This window comes from Mesorhizobium sp. M2A.F.Ca.ET.042.01.1.1, assembly GCF_003997405.1.
GTDB lineage: Bacteria > Pseudomonadota > Alphaproteobacteria > Rhizobiales > Rhizobiaceae > Mesorhizobium.
This window is the reverse complement of the sequence record NZ_RZRX01000138.1, coordinates 1-16921: the sequence shown is the minus strand read 5'-3', so window position 1 is coordinate 16921 and position 16921 is coordinate 1. Positions and strand designations below refer to the sequence as shown.

Sequence of the window (16921 nt, the reverse complement as noted above, 5' to 3'; positions counted from 1 at the left end):
CCGACCGCCACAACCCCCGGCCTGCTTGATGACCTCAATCGGCTGGCCTTCCCCTACCGCTGGTCGACCCGAGCGATCCTGCTCGACAAGGTCGACGCTGTCCGCCTGCTGACCAGGATACGGCGGCAATGGTTCGCCAAGCGCAAGAGCATCGCCGCGATCCTGAAGGAGGTGATGACCAACGAGGCGTCAGCACTTCTTGACACCGACGCCGCCAACAAGGCGGCCGACGCCGACGCGTCGCTGCAGGAGCTCGGTGCCGACATGGCGGGGATGGCTTATGTCACCGCCACCGTCGCGGTCTGGGACCCCGACCCGCGCGTGGCCGACGAGAAATTGCGGCTCGTCGAAAAGGTCATCCAGGGTCGCGATTTCACCGCGATTGCCGAAACCGTCAACGCCGTCGACGCCTGGCTCGGCTCCTTGCCCGGGCACGCCTATGCCAATGTCCGCCAGCCTCCGATCTCAACGCTCAATCTCGCCCACATGATACCGCTGTCTGCCGTGTGGGCGGGGCCGGAACGGGACGAGCATCTGGTCAGTCCTCCCTTGCTCTACGGCAAGACCGAAGGCTCGACCCCGTTCCGGCTGGTCCTGCATGTCGGCGATGTCGGCCACACGCTGGTCGTCGGCCCGACCGGCGCTGGCAAATCCGTGCTGCTGGCGCTGATGGCGCTGCAGTTTTGCCGCTACCGCGATGCTCAGATCTTCGCCTTCGACTTCGGCGGGTCGATCCGAGCCGCGACGCTCGCCATGGGCGGCGACTGGCATGATCTCGGCGGTCACATCACCGAAGGCATGCAGGCCTCCGTTTCGCTGCAGCCGCTCGCGCGCATCCACGATACCTACGAGCGCGCCTGGGCGGCTGACTGGATCGTTGCAATCCTGACGCGCGAGGGGATCCAGATCACGCCCGACGCCAAGGAGCATATCTGGGCGGCGCTGACGTCGCTCGCCTCGGCTCCCGTCGAGGAGCGCACCATCACCGGGCTCAGCGTGCTTTTGCAAGCCAATGACCTGAAGCAGGCGCTTCGTCCCTACTGCGTCGGCGGCGCTCACGGCCGATTGCTCGACGCCGAGGCCGAGCATCTCGGCCATGCATCCGTGCTGTCGTTCGAAATCGAGGGTCTGGTGGGCACGGCGGCCGCGCCGGCCGTTCTGTCCTATCTGTTTCATCGCATCGGCGACCGGCTCGATGGCCGCCCAACGCTGCTCATCATCGACGAAGGCTGGCTTGCGCTGGACGATGACGCGTTCACAGGCCAGTTGCGTGAGTGGCTGAAGACGCTGCGCAAGAAGAATGCCAGCGTCGTCTTTGCCACCCAGTCACTCTCTGACATCGACAATTCGACGATCGCTCCGGCGATTATCGAAAGCTGCCCAACCCGGCTTCTGTTGCCAAATGAGCGCGCGATCGAGCCGCAGATTGCCGCCATCTATCGCCGCTTCGGCCTGAACGACCGCCAGATCGAGATCCTGGCGCGGGCGACACCCAAGCGCGATTATTACTGCCAGTCCCGCCGCGGCAACCGGCTCTTCGAGGTCGGCCTGTCCGAGGTCGGGCTGGCACTTTGCGCCGCGTCCTCGAAGAGCGATCAGGCCCTGATAGGCACCATCCTCGCCGAGCACGGCCGCGACGGCTTCCTGGCGGCCTGGCTGCGCGCCCGCGGCATCGGCTGGGCCGCCGACCTCATCCCCAATCCCACTGTTCTCGAACCTGGAAAGGATCCACAGCCATGACTGTCCGTCAAAGCCGCCCGCGCGCCCTTCTTCTGGTCACGGCGATGCTAGCCGGGCCGGTCGCGATCTCGCCGATGATGACCGCGCCGGCACATGCCCTCATCGTGTTCGATCCATCGAACTACTCGCAGAATGTGCTGACGGCCGCGCGTTCGCTGCACCAGATCACGAACCAGATCACCTCGCTTCAGAATCAGGCCCAGATGCTGATCAACCAGGCGCGCAACCTGGCCAGCCTGCCGTTGTCCTCGCTGCAGCAATTGCAGCAGTCGGTGCAAAGGACGCAACAGCTTCTCGGGCAAGCACAGAACATCGCCTTTGACGTCCAGCAGGTCGACAAGGCCTTTCAACAGCAATATGGCGACGTCTCGCTCTCCGCTCCGGACCAGCAGCTCGTCACGGACGCGCGCTCGCGTTGGCAAAACACAGTCGGCGGCCTCCAGGACGCCATGCGCGTCCAGGCGGGCGTTGTTGGAAACATCGAAACCGGTCGTGCGCAAATCTCGGCCCTGGTCGGCGCCAGCCAGTCGGCGGCCGGTGCGCTGCAGGCCGCGCAAGCAGGCAACCAGTTGCTTGCGCTCCAGGGCCAGCAGCTTGCGGACCTGACTGCCGTGATAGCCGCAAACGGTCGCGCCCAGGCGCTGACCGAAGCCGAACGTGCCACCGCGGTCGACCAGGGCCGCGAGCAACGTCGCCGCTTCCTCGCCCCTGGCTCCGGCTACCAGGCTGGCGACGTTCAGATGTTCAACCGTTGAGGTGATCGTCATGGACGGCAAAGCCCTCGCTCGCCTCGTGAGCGTCGTCTTCGTCGCGCTCGCCGTGACGGCAAGCGCGCTCGAGATGAGCCACAAGGCGGACAAGCCGCTAGGGGAGGGCCTGCACGCTCCGGCGGCTTCGATGCCCGATCCGCTTCGCGATGGCCTGCGCCGCTGCCAGGCCATCGGCGAGGCTGCCCTGCGGGATGATGGATGCGCGCGGCTGTGGGCAAAACAGCGTGATCGCTTCCTTGGTCTCGATAAGCTGTCGGCAAGCTCGACAAGCGCGCCGGCCGTTTCGCAGTCGCCGGGTGCTGCCTTGCGCGAGGTGCGATAGATGGGCAATACCGGTGTCATCGACCAGTTTCTGGCGACCTTCACCCGCTACATCGACTCGGGCTTCGGCCTGCTCGGCGGCGAGGTCGCCTTCGTCGCCACCACGCTGATCGTCATCGACGTGACGCTCGCCGGGCTTTTCTGGAGCTGGGGCGCCGATGAAGACATCCTCGCGCGGCTCGTCAGGAAGACGCTCTTCGTCGGCGTCTTCGCCTACCTGATCTCGAACTGGAACAGCCTGGCGCGAATTGTCTTCGAGAGTTTCTCCGGCCTTGGTCTCAAGGCGAGTGGAACCGGCTTTTCGGCACAGGACCTGCTGCACCCCGGCAAGGTGGCGCAAACCGGCCTCGACGCGGGGCGACCCTTGCTTGAGGCGATCTCCGGATTGATGGGCTACGTCTCCTTCTTTGAGAACTTCATCCAGATCGCTTGTCTGCTCTTTCCCTGGGCGCTCGTCCTGCTCGCCTTCTTCGTCCTGGCTGTGCAACTCTTCGTGACGCTGATCGAATTCAAGCTGGCGACGCTGGCCGGCTTCGTGCTTATCCCCTTCGGCCTGTTCGGCAAGACGGCCTTCATGGCCGAACGGGTGCTGGGCAATGTGATTTCGTCCGGCATCAAGGTTCTGGTGCTTGCCGTGGTGATCGGCATCGGATCGACGCTCTTCGGCGAATTCACCCAAGGCTTCGGCGGCGAGAACCCCACCATCGACCAGGCCATGGCGATCGTGTTGGCGGCGCTGTCGCTGCTTGGCCTCGGCATCTTCGGGCCCGGCATCGCCAATGGTCTCGTCGCGGGTGGACCGCAGCTTGGCGCCGGTGCTGCCGTTGGCACTGGCCTTGCCGCGGGTGGCATGGCGGTCGCAGGCTACGGCGCGGCCGGTCTGGCGGCGCGAGGCGGGACAGCGGCAGTCTCGGGAACTGTGTCGGCAACACGGGGCGCGGCGTCGCTCGCTGGCGGCGGCTCGGCTGCTTACACATTTGCCGCGGTCGGCCAGCCAGGTGCCGCAGGCATCGCCTCCGGCCTCAGTGGCCTTGCGCGCGCTGGTGCTGCGGCGGCGGCCTCGCCGCTGAAGCGCGCCGCAATGAATGCGGGGCAATCGCTTCAGTCCAGCTTTGCCTCCGGCGCCAGTTCGGCCGCTGAAATCACTGGCGGGTCGTCGACCTTGGGAACGATCGGAGGCGGCTGGGCGTCGGCCACGGCTCCTCAGCCCGCAACGGGCAAGTCATTCGGCAATCAAGGACAGCCCGAATGGGCCAGACGTTTGCAGCGCTCACAGCGCCTCTCCCATGGCGCCCAGACCGCCGCCCACGCGGTACGCGCCGGCGATAGCCATGGCAGCGGCGCTTCGATTTCTCTTTCTGAAGGCGAATGACCCCATGAACATCTTTAGGCGCCCCGCCGTCCACTACGGCAAGACCCCTCGACCGGAGACACCCTATCAGAAGGCGGCGCAGGTCTGGGACGAGCGCATCGGCTCCGCCCGCGTCCAGGCGCGGAACTGGCGCCTGATGGCATTCGGATCGCTGATCCTGTCGGCAGGCCTTGCCGCTTCCCTGGTCTGGCAATTGGCCCGCGGTACCGTCGTGCCCTGGGTCGTGCAGGTCGACAGGTTGGGCGAGGTCCAGGCGACCGCACCCGCGATCGCCGGCTATAAGCCGACCGATCCGCAGATCGCCTGGCATCTCGCCCGCTTCATCGAACAGGTGCGCTCCATTCCCGCTGATCCGGTCATCCTGCGTCAGGACTGGCTGCGCGCCTATGAATGGACCACCGATCAGGGTGCTGCGGCGCTCAACGACTATGCTCGGGCCAACGACCCTTTCTCCATGGTCGGCAAGCAACAGGTCGCGGTGGAGATTTCCTCGGTCATCCGCGCCTCGCCGAACTCCTTTCGTGTCGCCTGGATCGAGCGCCGGTATGAAAACGGCCAGCTTTCCGGCACCGAGCGCTGGACCGCGATCCTGACGATCGTAACGCAGATGCCAAATGACGCCGAGCGACTTCGCGCCAATCCGCTCGGCATCTATGTCAACGCCGTCAACTGGTCGCGGGAGATGAGCCAATGAGCCAGACCTTGCGTCTTGAAGCCGGCTCGATGTTTTCAAAATATCTGCTATCAGCCATGCTGGTCTCGGGGACGTCGCTGCTCGCAAGCTGCGCCATGTCTCCGAAAAAGCCCCCGGAGATCAGTTACGACAGCTATGTTCCGCCGTTGCCGCCGGCTCCGGCGGCCGCGACAGAGCAAAGGCCGAAACCTCTGCGCGTGCCACCCGGCTGGGCTCCCGCGCGCGGCGGCGCCATCGGCGAGACACCGGCCGCGCGCGTCGAGAACGCGAACGCCGCGGCGCGCGTGGAGCCGCGCCGGGAGGGCTACTACAACGCCATCCAGATCTACCCGTGGAGCGAAGGAGCGCTCTATCAGGTCTACGCCGCGCCTGGCCAGATAACGGACATTGCGCTTGAGCCGGGCGAGAGCCTGACGGGAGAGGGTCCGATCGCCGCCGGTGATACCGCGCGCTGGATCATTGGCAACACCGAAACCGGTTCGGGCATTGCCCGACGCGTCCACGTCCTAGTGAAACCCTCGCGGGTCGACATCACAACGAACCTCATCATCGCCACTGATCGGCGCAGCTACATGCTTGAGCTACGATCCGGCGCGAAGCCCTATATGCCCGCCGTTTCGTGGTCCTACCCGGCGCTGAAAGCGGGCCTGCTGCAGAGCGTGGCCGCAACGCCGGTCATACCGGACGTTACAGCGCGCAACTATCGCTACGGCCTCACCGGCGACAGCCCGCCCTGGAAGCCGGTGAGCGCCTATGACGATGGCCGCAGGGTCTATGTCGAGTTTCCGCGCGGCATCATGCAAGGCGAGATGCCACCGGTCTTTGTCATCGGTCCGGATGGCGAGGCCGAAATCACCAACAGCCGCGTCTATAAAAACATCCTGATTGTCGACCGCCTTTTCGGCGCTGCCGAACTGCGTCTTGGCGCCGGCAAGCGGCAGCAAACGGTAAGGATAGCCCGCCTCGACGGAGGGAGAACCGATGGATTGTGGCACAGGCCAGGCGACAACGCCGGATCGAAGGCGCCGACCCCGGCGTCGAAGGGAGCGCCGCAGCCATGAACGAGAAGGATTGGCTTGTCGAACCCATGCGGCTTCGCGCCGAGGCGCCGCGTGTCACGCGTCTGTCGCGCAAGATGCTCGCAGCCATCGCCTTCGTAGCCTCGTTCGGTGTCGGCGGCGCGCTGATTTACGCTCTGCAGGACTCCAACAGATTCAAGCAGGGCGAGGAACTCTACCCAACCTCCAATCGGCCGCCCGCCGATGGACTGGCAGGGCTTCCGCGCGACTATACCGGGCCTGTCCTTGGGCCGCCGCTGCCGGGAGACCTCGGCGGACCGATCCTCGATGCCCAAAACAAGGGGCAGGGGGGCGTACCAAACTCGGTCGCAAGCCCTGCGATCGACGAAGCCGAGCAACGCCGGCGGGCCGAGGAGGAAGCCGCCAGAACCTCGCGCGTGTTTTTTCAGATTGCGCAGGAAGGTGCCAGGACCGCCGAAGCGTCCGCCCCTGCTGGCATCGACCTTGCCAGTCAGAACGGACAGCAAAATGCGCATGATCGCCAGCTAGCTTTCCTGTGGGCCGCCGCCGACCGGCGTACCGTGGCGCCAGATCACGTCACGCCTCCGATTTCCCAGTATGTGCTTCAAGCCGGCGCCGTGATCCCGGCCGCGCTCATCACGGGTATCCGGTCCGACCTGCCCGGCCAGATCAGCGCCCAGGTAACTGAAAATGTCTATGACAGTCCCACCGGCCGCTCCCTGCTCATCCCGCAGGGCACTCGTGTTATCGGGCAATACGACAGCGGAATTGGTCCGGGACAGCGTCGCGTGCTGCTTGTCTGGAACAGGCTGATCTTTCCCGACGGGCGCTCCATCGTTCTGGAACGGCAGCCAGGGGCGGGCGCGGAAGGCTATGCTGGCCTCGAGGACGGCGTCGACTATCACTGGGGCCAGCTATTCAAGGCTGCGGCGTTGTCGACTGTTCTGAGCATTGGCGCGCAGGCCGGTACCTCCGACCAAGACAGCGATATCGTCCGTGCTCTGCGCAGCGGCGCCTCCGATAGCGTAAACCAGGTGGGTCAGCAAGTCGTTCAGCGCCAGCTCGCTATAGCGCCGACTCTTATGATCCGGCCAGGATTTCCCGTTCGCGTCCTCGTCACCCGCGACCTTGCGCTTGAACCATATGGAGGTTGACATGGCCAAGTTGAAACTCGCAGTGATCGCCGACGACAAGCCGGTGAAGATCACCGTGGAACTGCCGGCGGCTCTGCATCGCGATTTGGTGAAATATGGAGAGATCCTTGGCCGCGAGACAGGGCAGCCACCCGCCAGCCCGTCGCGCTTGATCGCGCCGATGCTTGAGCGGTTCATCGCGGCGGATCGCGGCTTTTCCAAAGCAAAGAAGGAGCAGGCTTAGATCAGGCTTATCTTCTACCAGCCCACTTGATGCGCTGGCGCACGACCGCTTCGGCCGGTAATCGGGGTAATCCACTCGATCGGCAGTGGCTTGCCCGATCGAGGCAATAGAGGACTAAATTAGCCGCGCCGCTTGCCGGGGACCGGCGGGGCTACGGTTGATTTGGCCCAATGCCGGAGATGGGCTGAAGGAGGCGGGCGACCCTGAGGGTGAGCTTCCTGGGCGTCGCCCGTCTTGGACATGTCAGACCAGCATTTCCAAATCATTCGTTGAAGAAGTTCGCGAGTGCGATTTGGCTGCCGCCGGGCTTCACTCCCGCAAATGCGTCAAGATGCGGAATACCGGCCAACGGGCAATAGCTTCCCGAAGCTTGCTGAAAAGCTTGCTGTCTTTGTCGATGGCAGAACGAACCTGAACGGCAGCCCATCCGGCTTTCATTGTGGCGCCCACATGGCAGTGGCAGACGATGGCGTGCAGCTGCCATTCCGCCAGCTCGAAGAAGCGCTTGGCCTCGCCGTACGTGTCGTCCTTCAAACCTTGCGCGCGCAACACCGGATCCGCGAAGGCGATGCTGAGCGCGGAGCCCACGCACTGTTCTTTGTGGCGCACATCCAGGGTCATGTACTCCGTCCCCGGGAAGGCGACGATGCAACGCTCGGGGTTTCGCTCGAGCAGCATGGCCCAATGCTCCAAGCGCTGAGTTCGCGTCATGGCCGGAAACGATGGTTCGACTTCCGCGACCGCATTCAGTTCTTCAAGTGTCTGGTATTTCATGGCCGTCTCCTGTGCGAGGCCTCCCTCCTGCAGCAGCGCAGTCCAGAGTCGCCTCCGCGTCCCTTCGCAGCCAAACCTCGTTCTGGTTGGGAAGTTCCAGCGTGTAGAAGATTTGAAGTGGCTCCTCCGCCACCTACCCAATGGCCCAACCCTTGGGACACCACAGTGTAAAGAAGCCCGACGGTTTGACGTATGAACGTTACGTCCGGGGGGCGCCGCACCGCCTACGGGACAAGCGACCGACAGGGAACCGAGCCCAGGCCCGGGCGCCTGGAACCTTATGGAACATTTTATCGCTCGCCTGATTTTTGTGGCAGCCGCTTCGGCATCTCGACGGCCATTCAGCGATGGAGAAACGATTGCTCGCTGAGAGTGAGGTTCATCATAAATCGGAAGATGTTGATGCCCGCGTGTTGTCCGATGTTGTGGCTGCCCTCAACCGCAGAGTCACCATCTCTCACGAGTTCGACATCCCCTACATTGCCGGCTACAGCCTCGATGCCAAGACCGTCTACATCGACAGACATCTACCCCTCACACTGAAGGCGAAGAACAAAGCGGTTCGGATCGAGCCTTTCTTAGTGTGTCACGAGATCGTCGAGAAGGCGCTTCTGGATGAGTTACGACTGCATTACCTTCACGCGCACCAGATTGCCTCACGCATCGAACGGGATGCCGTTCGAACGAGCGGCATAAGGTGGGTGGACTATCAGCGCTTCATGAAGCGTCATGAAAAGGCAATCGACGAAGAAACATTGAAGAAAGTGCCTGCCGATCTGGACCTCACACCATACAAGGACCTTGACGACTACGCGCTTCTTCGGCGGCTCACGAAAACCCATTCCTGAGCCGGTCTGCTTCTACGCAGGAGAGCTCCCACTGGATCGATAGCCCGCAGCTGGTGTGTCGAAGGTTGCCAGTCAGTTTCGCGGCAGCTTGTGGATCTCGAGCCGTACCGGGCCGCCTCGATCGCAACTGGTGCAAAACAGTGCTCTCTCAACCGAGCTGAACAGGGCATCCTTACCATAGCGGCGGATCAGACTAGCGGGTTCGACGGGCGCATGGTGCGAGCAGTTCTTGCACCATGCGCACAGCGTGTGCCATTCGCGCAGATCACCAAGCGACACGTCGAGGCCGGCATGGACGCTGCCCTCGACGATCGTTTCAGGCGGGAGTTTGGGTTCTCCCGGCGTGAGGATTTTCTCCATGATGTGGCGGCTATTGTAGTGGATCAGCAGCATGCCGGGGCGCCGGCGGATAGCCGTCTGCCAGGCGGCTTGGCTGACCGAGAAATCAGGCGAGCGGCTGATCGTCTCGACCAGCGCCGTCTCCTCGCGATCCCAGACCTCAATGCGAAAGTTGTCTTCGTCCGTTTTGGGCATAGCTTCGCCGGCCAGCGCGGTTGAAGCGCGTTGCCCTCGGTCCTTTCCGTCTCCAGATCGAAACAGGAATAAGGAACATATTCCTGTCTCGTCAAGGCTCACCTTGACTTCGTGTTCTTGTTTTGTTCATATCACGCTAATGGATCATAGGAGGCGAGCATGGAGCTTCGCTTGGACATTGAGGGCGCCACACCCGAGGAAATTGCACGCGGCATAAAGGCGGCACAGGCCATTTTTGATCAGGCTAGGATAACGGCTGAGCAGGCCGCCCACGGCATGTTCGCGTTGGAGGGCTGGGACATCAGAGGATTCCCCGAAGGCCAGGAGCCAAGTGAGCAGGAGCAGAAGGCGGCGGATGCGTGGCTGGAAGCCAATCGTGCAGCCTGCGATGCGTGTTGCTCGGGGTGGCCTGAAGACAAGGTCTGCCGGCACCTGGTCTTGGAATTGGTCGGCGTGCTACGTTCGAAGGTGGAAGCGGCAAATCCGGCCAATTGGCCGGAGCGAAGACGACTCTTTGGCGACCTCATCGAGCGCCTGGAAACCGCCACGGGACCGGACCGGCAGATCGACATCGACATTGCTTTTGCGCTTGGATGGGTGGATGAGCGTGGCACGCCGGAACAGGCTGCGGAATTGGACCTGCCCTATCTTACCAGCAATCTGGCGCAGGTCGCCGCGATTGCCCACAAATCCTTGGCGGACTGGACCATCGAGATCGACCAGGAACCCTGCGACGCCCGCGTGATCAATCCTCGCCGCGGAGACGACATCCTTGACGATGACCTGAGTATGGCGGCATGGCGCGACTTCGACGGATCGCTGCACATGGAAAAACCACCGGTCAACACCGCCATCGCTCTGACGCTGGCGATCATGCGTGGCCAGGCTGCTCATTTCGAATAGCGTAGACAGTGGTTAAGCGCGGGCGAGGCATCCCGGCGCCGTCGATTATCGACCGCGATTGGCCCCATCAGGTGGCGCTGCCGGACGATATCTGCACGGATCGTAACTTCACGCTGATCGGATGTTTCCTCAGAGAGCGTGGCCTCAAATGTCAGACGCGAATGGTGATCGCAGTCTGGGAGAACGGCAAGCAGGAGCAATGGCGGTTGTATTGCTTCGCCGGGCGCGAAGCCGCCGTCGCATTCCTCAGCCACTTTGGGGGGATTGCGTTTGATCCGAAGCGAGACCGGGAGAGGGGAAGTGCACGCGGCGTTTGGCGGCGCCAGGGCGCCTATGAGCGAATTCTGGTGCTTGGGCCGCTCAGCGTGCCGGAAATCCTGCGGCGATGACCTATGACTTCTCGGGACGCACCATCTCAACCGAGAACGAGCCGACCGGGAGCGGCCGCAGCAACTCCGCTTCGGGCTTGGTCAGGTTGAGCCAGGCCGCCCAGTTCTCCGGCTGAAGGACGACGATCTGACGGTTGTGGATCGGCGCGACGTCGGGTCCGGGCTCGGTGGTGAGCATGGTGAACGTGGGTGGCTTGTTGCCGGCGGCTTCACGCCAAAGGCCGGCAATCGCCATGAATGGCGAGCCGTTGAGCGTAAAACGGTGCTTGGCCTTCGGATACTTCGTTCCTGTAAACTCGAAGAAGGCCGACGCCGGCACCAGGCAACGGTTGCTGTTGCCGAATTGCCGGCCCTCTGAGCGGAAGTTGAACACAGGGCCGCCTTTGAGCCCCGAGGGCGGAAATCCGAAGGTCATCGAGGCGAGCTCGATGGTGTCGCCTGTGGCGCGCATGATGGGCGCCGGATCATTGATGCGGATATCGTCTGCCTGCGGGAGATCGAGCTCGGTTTGATGGGTAGGGATCTTGAGCGCCAGCGATTCCATCATCCGGCAGTATTCAGCCCAGGCGATATGCTGTTCGTAATCGTTGCACATTCGGCTCTCTCACTCGATCGGATGGCGTTCCGCAAAAGTCAGCGGGCGCTACGTTCCCAATCCTCGAGCTGCTTCGCGAGCATTTCAAGCGCCTCGACATCGAGTGCGTAGTTGCCACCTTGCGCCGGGTAACGCTGCATCTGGTGACGGTAGAAGACCAGCCACTTTGGCAAGTCGGCGATCGGGAATGTCCCTCGCCAAATGTTTTTCTCCAGCGTGAAGGTCCCCGCCGCCGAATCGTAAGTCGCTATGGTCTTCATGCAGGCGTTATAGGTTTGTGTTTCTGAAACAAAAGGCGGGGCCGATCGTTGGCGAGCTGCAACGATGGGTACTCCATGCCATCCACCTCGATCAGGAAAACAGAATACGATCCGACCAGCAGGATTCTCTCGGCCTGGTTCGTGGCCAGCGGCAAGCGTTACGACTTTGAGGGAGTGCCTCCGGAAACCTACACCGCATTCCGGTCGGCTTTTGTCAAAGGCCGCTTTTTCAACAACCATATCCGCAATCACTTCCAGTACCGACGTATTCCCGACTAGCTGTCGAGTTCCAGCGGCTGATGGTCCTCCTGGAACTGGTGCCACATAACCTGTCTGATGTCTTTGCAGTCGACAACCTGACCGCACGTCTCACACCGATAATAATCCGAACCCTCCTTGGAGTCCGGCGGGCGGTGCACCGTCGCTCCTTTGCAGGGCCGAGTTCGGAACGCCACGGCCACTCTTTTCGGGGAAGAGTAAAGCGCCCTTGCACCTTCGAGCTCGGCTGATCGGCCAGATCGCAATATCAGTCGTTTAATCGCCCGGACTTTGCGTAATGCGAACGGCGCCCTTCGCCGGGACTTTCGGTCCGCAGCCTGCCCCTGCTGCCCTGAATTATGCAGCCTTCCCCGCGTAGATAGCGTGAAGCGTCTCGGGCTTCAGATGTGTGTAGCGGCGCAGCATCTTCCAATCTTTGTGCCCAGTGACCAGCGCTACCTGTTCAATTGTGAACCCAGCTTCAAACAGACGGCTCGTTCCTTCGTGCCGCAAGTCGTGAAAATGAAGATCCTGGATGTCTAAGTCGCCGCAACCTCGGCGGAAGGCGGTGCCGACCGACTTATGATTGAACGGGAAAATTCGATCATCGTCATTGCTCCGTTTTGCCCGCTGCTCCTCGACGATGGCCCACGCATCATATCCAGTGGCCGCAAACAGCGGTATGCGCTGATTGTTGCCGTTCTTGTTTCGAGGGTCCTTCCGGTCGCGGATTAGGAGCATCCGCGTGCGAGGTTCCAAATCAGACCAACGCACCTTGCAGATCTCCTCCTGGCGCATGGCGGTTGCGACCGCGAAACGAATGATCTGGCCAATCGGCGCAGTTTGGCGAGGGTTCGCATCGAAATGACTAATCAGCTTGTCGAGTTCATCCTGCGTCGGCCGCCTGTCGCGCTGCTGGCCTTTGCCAACCAGACCGAGCCTCTTTAGGGCGATACGCGCCAGATCAACCGGCTCGACCTTGACCGGTAGGCCGTGGACGGCCGCAGCATGAGACAGGATAAGCTTTATAAACCCGATATCGGTGCCGAGCGTCATCGGTCCGGCACCTTGGGCGGCTCGCTCGCGACCAAAAAGGATGAGCCGTTCGCGATCGAGAGCCGCGATGTTGCATTTCCCCAGGTGTCGTTGGAGCATATCGAGGGCGGCGGCCTTGGAGCGGCGAGGGGACTTGCCTACATCGCACATGTCGTCGATATGGAGGTCGATGAGTTCGCCGAAAGTTTTAAGGCGCGCTACACGGGACTTGGTCGGTGTCTCGCCGCGGTCGACTTGGCGTTCGGTTTCGGTCGCCCATCGCCTTGCGTCGTCTCGGCGCAAGAACGTCTCACTGACGTAGCGACCTTTGCGACGAACCTGCACGCGCCAGGAACCGGATGAGAGCTTCGTGAAGGTGGCCATTTTTCGTGTGCGCTCCGTGTGCACTGAGAGATCGAAACGTGGCGAAAAGGGTCGTATTTTGGCGTAAATTCGTCTGCACTCGGCAGGTTGTAGGAATTTGATGTTAAAGGAAAAATGCTGAAAAATCAAGGGCATAGAGTAGCCGTTGCGCCCATGATGGACTGGACGGATCGGCATTGCCGGTTCTTCCACCGTCAGTTGACGAGACGCGCGCTGCTCTACACCGAGATGGTCGTGGCGGACGCGGTCATCCACGGCGCGCGTGAACGGTTGCTCGGTTTCGACGATGTCGAGCATCCGGTGGCGCTGCAGCTTGGCGGATCGGATCCGGCAAAGCTCGTCGAGGCGGCGCGGATCGGTGAGGCCTTCGGCTATGACGAGATCAACCTCAATGTCGGCTGCCCGTCCGACCGTGTCCAGTCGGGGACGTTCGGCGCCTGCCTGATGAAGACGCCGGCCCTGGTGGCCGACTGCGTCGCAGCCATGAAGGCGTCGGTGAAAATCCCCGTCACGGTCAAATGCCGCATCGGCGTCGACGACCAGGACCCGGAGCCTGCGCTCGACACGCTTGCCGACGGCGTGCTCGCGGCCGGCGCCGACGCGCTCTGGGTGCATGCCCGAAAGGCCTGGCTGGAAGGGCTGAGCCCCAAGGAGAATCGCGACATCCCGCCGCTCGACTATCCGCGCGTCTACCGGCTGAAGGCCAGAAAGCCGAACGACTTCATCGGCATCAATGGCGGCATTCAATCGCTTGCGGAGGCGTCGGCGCATCTCGCTCATGTCGATGGCGCCATGCTCGGCCGTGCAGCCTACCATACGCCGGGCATCCTGACCGGCGTCGACACCGCGTTCTATGGCGAGGCGCTTGCCGCCTTCGATTACGCGGCACTGATCGACGCCATGGCCGGTTACGCCGCGCGCCATATCGAGCGCGGCGGGCGGCTCGGCCACATCACCCGCCATATGGTCGGACTGTTCCATGGCCTGCCCGGCGCGCGCCGCTTCCGGCAGATACTTTCCACGGATGCGAACAAACCTGGAGCCGGGCCGGAGGTGCTGAAGACCGCTTTCGCGGCAATCGATTTCGCGGCGGCGGAAGCCGAGGCGGCCTGACTCGATCCGATTAATCCCGCAGGATCATGCGGTCGCCGCGCACGTCGAAGCCTGACAACGAACCGATGAAGTTCATGCCGAGCAGGCTTTGTTCCAGCATGCCGGGCGCGGCGACCATCACCGTCATATCCTTGCGCACGATGCCGCCGATCGCCAGTTCGTCGGTTCTGACGGTCGCGGCGCGCGCCATGCCGTTGGCGGTGGAGACGTCGACGCTGTAGCTGAGCGCCGCCGGGTTGAAGCCCGCGGCCTGGGCATCCTCCGATGTCAGCACGGTGGTGGTCGCGCCGGTGTCGACGACGGCGCGCACCGGCGCGCCGTTGACCAGGATGCGGGCCTCGAAATGGCCATTGTCGGCCTTGTCGAGCGTGACGGTCGGGCGGCCGTTCTCCACGCCGAGCGCCAGCGGGCTGCCCGGGACGAGACCGGCCGTCACGCGGCTCGCGACGTCCTGCAGCTCGTAGCGATACTGATAGCCGGCGATCAGCACGAGGATCAGTGCGGCCCAGACACCGATATTGCGTGCCATGTCGCCAAGCGGCCGGCCCGAGCGGAGCAGGCTCGCGCCGATCACCATGACCAGGACGCCGACCCAGATCAGCCGGCCGAAATCATTGTTGTTCATGCCGAAAGTGCGGCCGGCCGAGTTGTTGAGCATCAGCAGCACCAGCCCGACGCCGATCACCGCCATGACGATCCAGAACAGCCGGCTCATCGGTTTCTTCTCACAGAACGCCGCGTTCGCGCGCCATGCGGGCACGCCGGGTTTCGCGGCGCGGCCGGCGCTCCACCGTTTCGAGCCGCGCCGGCAGTTCGGCCATCACCGCCCGGCGAACGTCAGGAGTCATCGTGAGCCAGCCGGAAATCTCGTCACGCGTGCGTCCGCAACCGAAGCAGAACCCGGTTTTCATATCGATCGAACAGACCAGGATGCAGGGGGATTCGATGGCGGTCATAGTGTTCTCTTGCGTTCATTCCACATGGTGCAACCGCCGGAGCAATGCAAGCCCTCCGCAATGCGCCGCAAGGCAACGCGTTCGCGGCATCGTCAGGCGGTTGTGCCGGCTGCAGAAGGCAGGTATGCCGCTTGCGATTTCCGCAACGGACCGCGACCGACGCAAATGCCTGATAAGCCTTTCGACGACTTCCGAAGCCTCCTGGCGGCCTTGCCGCCTGCCGATGACGCGGCGGCCGCGCGTGTCCGGGCGCTGTTTGCCAAGGCGGACAAGCCGAACGAATCGCTGGGCAGGATCGAGGACGTCGCGGCTTGGATTGCCACCTGGAGCGGGCGTGCGCCGCCGGCGATCAACCGGCCGCTGGTGGCGATCTTCGCCGCCAATCACGGGGCCGTCAGGCATGGCATTTCGCCGCGGCGTGTGGCGGCGACCGCCAATGAGGTCGAGCTCTGCGCCGCCGGTGGGGCCGCGATCAACCAGGTCTGCATCGCCAACGATCTCGGCCTGAAAGTCTTCGACCTGGCATTGGATATCCCCACAGGCGACATCACCGAGGAAGCCGCGCTCGACGAACGCGGCTGCGCCGCGACCATGGCCTTCGGCATGGAGGCGGTCGCCGGCGGCGCCGACCTGTTGTGTCTGGGTGATCTTGGGGTTGGCAATTCGACGATCGCCGCCGCGCTCTGCGCCGCGCTGTTCGGCGGCAAGGGGACGGATTGGGTTGGCCCAGGGTCTGGCGCCGATGCGGCGATGATGGCGCGAAAAGCCGAGGTCGTGGACCGGGCGCTGGCGTTTCATGGTTCCGGCCTCGGCGATCCGCTGGAGGCCCTGCGACGGGTCGGCGGCCGCGAGTTCGCGGCGATCTGCGGCGCTATTCTTGCGGCCCGCATGGAGAAGATTCCCGTCTTGCTCGACGGATTCGTGGCGACTGCCGCGGCCGCTGTTCTGCACGCCGCCAGCCCCGGCACGCTCGATCATTGTCTGCTTGCCGGCCTGTCGCCCGAGCCTGGCCATGCCAAGGCCGCCGAAAGGCTCGGACTGCGGCCGCTGCTCGATTTCGGTATCAGCCATGGCGAAGGGGTAGGGGCTGCGCTCGCTGCCGGCATTGTCAAAGCCGCGGCGCTGACCAGCTCGGGCATGGCGATGGCTGTCCGGCTATAATGCTGCGGATGACGTCAGCGGCGGCCGCGCGTGGCGACCGTCTTGGTTGGCAGAGCCGGCAGTTCCTCCATCACCCGGCTCAGCGGGAAAATGGCAATCGCCTCCGTGCCTTCACGCAACTTGGAATGAAGCTCGAACGTGCCGCCATGCATGGCGAGCAGGCCCTGCACGATTGGTAGGCCGAGGCCGGTTCCCTGTTCCGCGCTCTTGATGGCGATCGAGCCCTGACCGAAAGCGGATAGCACCACCGGGATTTCCTCTTCCGGTATGCCTGGACCGTTGTCCTTGACCGAAACGTACTGGCCGCCGCCGGCGGTCCAGCCGACGCGCACGCGCACTTCGCCGCCGGACGGGGTGAACTTGATCGAATTGGACAGGAGGTTGAGCGTGATCTGAC

22 protein-coding genes are annotated in these 16921 nt (G+C 63.2%); 14 read left to right on the top strand and 8 right to left on the bottom strand.

All coding sequences use genetic code 11. The features are described from left to right. From trbE to EOA23_RS20635, 8 genes are all read left to right on the top strand, one after another. A partial coding sequence (gene trbE / locus EOA23_RS20670) for a conjugal transfer protein TrbE (RefSeq protein WP_127305508.1) occupies positions 1-1740 on the top strand: 1740 nt, incomplete at its 5' end. Further along, on the top strand, positions 1737-2495 hold the full coding sequence (gene trbJ / locus EOA23_RS20665; protein ID WP_126060904.1) for a P-type conjugative transfer protein TrbJ: 759 nt from the start codon (positions 1737-1739) through the stop codon (positions 2493-2495). The genes trbE and trbJ, both read left to right, overlap by 4 nt. Before the next feature lie 10 nt (positions 2496-2505). Then, complete coding sequence (trbK-alt, locus tag EOA23_RS20660; RefSeq protein ID WP_126060905.1) at positions 2506-2832, top strand: putative entry exclusion protein TrbK-alt; 327 nt, start codon at positions 2506-2508, stop codon at positions 2830-2832. After that, positions 2833-4203: a P-type conjugative transfer protein TrbL gene (gene trbL, locus EOA23_RS20655; RefSeq protein ID WP_127305507.1), complete on the top strand. Its 1371-nt coding sequence runs from the start codon at positions 2833-2835 to the stop codon at positions 4201-4203. A gap of 4 nt (positions 4204-4207) precedes the next feature. Then, the gene (trbF, locus tag EOA23_RS20650) at positions 4208-4897 is read left to right on the top strand and encodes a conjugal transfer protein TrbF (RefSeq protein WP_126060907.1); all 690 of its coding nucleotides are present in this window, start codon (positions 4208-4210) and stop codon (positions 4895-4897) included. After that, the gene (trbG, locus tag EOA23_RS20645) at positions 4894-5958 is read left to right on the top strand and encodes a P-type conjugative transfer protein TrbG (RefSeq protein ID WP_126060908.1); all 1065 of its coding nucleotides are present in this window, start codon (positions 4894-4896) and stop codon (positions 5956-5958) included. The genes trbF and trbG overlap by 4 nt, the downstream gene beginning before the upstream one ends. Continuing rightward, positions 5955-7091, top strand: a complete 1137-nt coding sequence (locus tag EOA23_RS20640; RefSeq protein ID WP_127305506.1) for a TrbI/VirB10 family protein — start codon at positions 5955-5957, stop codon at positions 7089-7091. Before trbG ends, EOA23_RS20640 begins: the two co-directional genes overlap by 4 nt. Position 7092: 1 nt before the next feature. Continuing rightward, positions 7093-7314 carry a DUF2274 domain-containing protein gene (locus EOA23_RS20635; protein ID WP_126060910.1) on the top strand — a complete coding sequence of 74 codons (222 nt, stop codon included), beginning with the start codon at positions 7093-7095 and terminating at the stop codon, positions 7312-7314. Positions 7315-7623: 309 nt separating this feature from the next. On the opposite strand, the gene EOA23_RS20630 is transcribed toward EOA23_RS20635, so the two are convergent. Then, positions 7624-8088: a hypothetical protein gene (locus EOA23_RS20630; protein WP_126060911.1), complete on the bottom strand. Its 465-nt coding sequence runs from the start codon at positions 8086-8088 to the stop codon at positions 7624-7626. Between the two features lie 359 nt (positions 8089-8447). Here EOA23_RS20630 and EOA23_RS20625 point away from each other — a divergent pair, with 359 nt between their 5' ends. After that, positions 8448-8936 carry a hypothetical protein gene (locus EOA23_RS20625; protein WP_189341652.1) on the top strand — a complete coding sequence of 163 codons (489 nt, stop codon included), beginning with the start codon at positions 8448-8450 and terminating at the stop codon, positions 8934-8936. Between the two features lie 72 nt (positions 8937-9008). Here the strand turns inward: EOA23_RS20625 and EOA23_RS20620 are convergent, their stop codons facing one another. Next, a complete protein-coding gene (locus EOA23_RS20620) occupies positions 9009-9470 on the bottom strand; it encodes a hypothetical protein (RefSeq protein WP_126064663.1) in 462 nt (153 codons plus the stop codon). A 159-nt stretch (positions 9471-9629) separates the two neighbouring features. Between EOA23_RS20620 and EOA23_RS20615 the strand changes: the two genes are divergently transcribed. Further along, positions 9630-10373: a hypothetical protein gene (locus tag EOA23_RS20615; protein WP_127305505.1), complete on the top strand. Its 744-nt coding sequence runs from the start codon at positions 9630-9632 to the stop codon at positions 10371-10373. Positions 10374-10444: 71 nt separating this feature from the next. Continuing rightward, a complete protein-coding gene (locus EOA23_RS20610) occupies positions 10445-10762 on the top strand; it encodes a hypothetical protein (RefSeq protein ID WP_126060912.1) in 318 nt (105 codons plus the stop codon). A 1-nt stretch (position 10763) separates the two neighbouring features. Here EOA23_RS20610 and EOA23_RS20605 read toward each other — a convergent pair whose 3' ends face one another. Next, positions 10764-11357 carry an SOS response-associated peptidase gene (locus tag EOA23_RS20605; protein ID WP_126060913.1) on the bottom strand — a complete coding sequence of 198 codons (594 nt, stop codon included), beginning with the start codon at positions 11355-11357 and terminating at the stop codon, positions 10764-10766. A gap of 38 nt (positions 11358-11395) precedes the next feature. Beyond that, the gene (locus EOA23_RS20600; RefSeq protein ID WP_126060914.1) at positions 11396-11617 is read right to left on the bottom strand and encodes a hypothetical protein; all 222 of its coding nucleotides are present in this window, start codon (positions 11615-11617) and stop codon (positions 11396-11398) included. A 75-nt stretch (positions 11618-11692) separates the two neighbouring features. Here EOA23_RS20600 and EOA23_RS20595 point away from each other — a divergent pair, with 75 nt between their 5' ends. Continuing rightward, on the top strand, positions 11693-11896 hold the full coding sequence (locus tag EOA23_RS20595) for a KTSC domain-containing protein (protein ID WP_127305504.1): 204 nt from the start codon (positions 11693-11695) through the stop codon (positions 11894-11896). Positions 11897-12232: 336 nt separating this feature from the next. Here the strand turns inward: EOA23_RS20595 and EOA23_RS20590 are convergent, their stop codons facing one another. Continuing rightward, positions 12233-12931, bottom strand: coding sequence for a site-specific integrase (locus EOA23_RS20590; protein WP_245456636.1), 699 nt, complete (start codon positions 12929-12931; stop codon positions 12233-12235). A 477-nt stretch (positions 12932-13408) separates the two neighbouring features. Here EOA23_RS20590 and dusA point away from each other — a divergent pair, with 477 nt between their 5' ends. Continuing rightward, positions 13409-14407: a tRNA dihydrouridine(20/20a) synthase DusA gene (gene dusA, locus EOA23_RS20585; RefSeq protein ID WP_127305503.1), complete on the top strand. Its 999-nt coding sequence runs from the start codon at positions 13409-13411 to the stop codon at positions 14405-14407. Between the two features lie 10 nt (positions 14408-14417). Here dusA and EOA23_RS20580 read toward each other — a convergent pair whose 3' ends face one another. Both EOA23_RS20580 and EOA23_RS20575 read right to left on the bottom strand, forming a co-directional pair. Next, positions 14418-15122, bottom strand: a complete 705-nt coding sequence (locus tag EOA23_RS20580; protein ID WP_127305502.1) for a TIGR02281 family clan AA aspartic protease — start codon at positions 15120-15122, stop codon at positions 14418-14420. A 10-nt stretch (positions 15123-15132) separates the two neighbouring features. Next, on the bottom strand, positions 15133-15363 hold the full coding sequence (locus tag EOA23_RS20575) for a DUF1289 domain-containing protein (RefSeq protein WP_126060919.1): 231 nt from the start codon (positions 15361-15363) through the stop codon (positions 15133-15135). A gap of 165 nt (positions 15364-15528) precedes the next feature. Here EOA23_RS20575 and EOA23_RS20570 point away from each other — a divergent pair, with 165 nt between their 5' ends. Further along, positions 15529-16524: a nicotinate-nucleotide--dimethylbenzimidazole phosphoribosyltransferase gene (locus EOA23_RS20570; RefSeq protein ID WP_127305501.1), complete on the top strand. Its 996-nt coding sequence runs from the start codon at positions 15529-15531 to the stop codon at positions 16522-16524. A gap of 14 nt (positions 16525-16538) precedes the next feature. On the opposite strand, the gene EOA23_RS20565 is transcribed toward EOA23_RS20570, so the two are convergent. Then, positions 16539-16921 (bottom strand): ATP-binding protein (locus EOA23_RS20565; protein ID WP_145966448.1); only part of this gene is annotated, 383 nt, incomplete at its 5' end.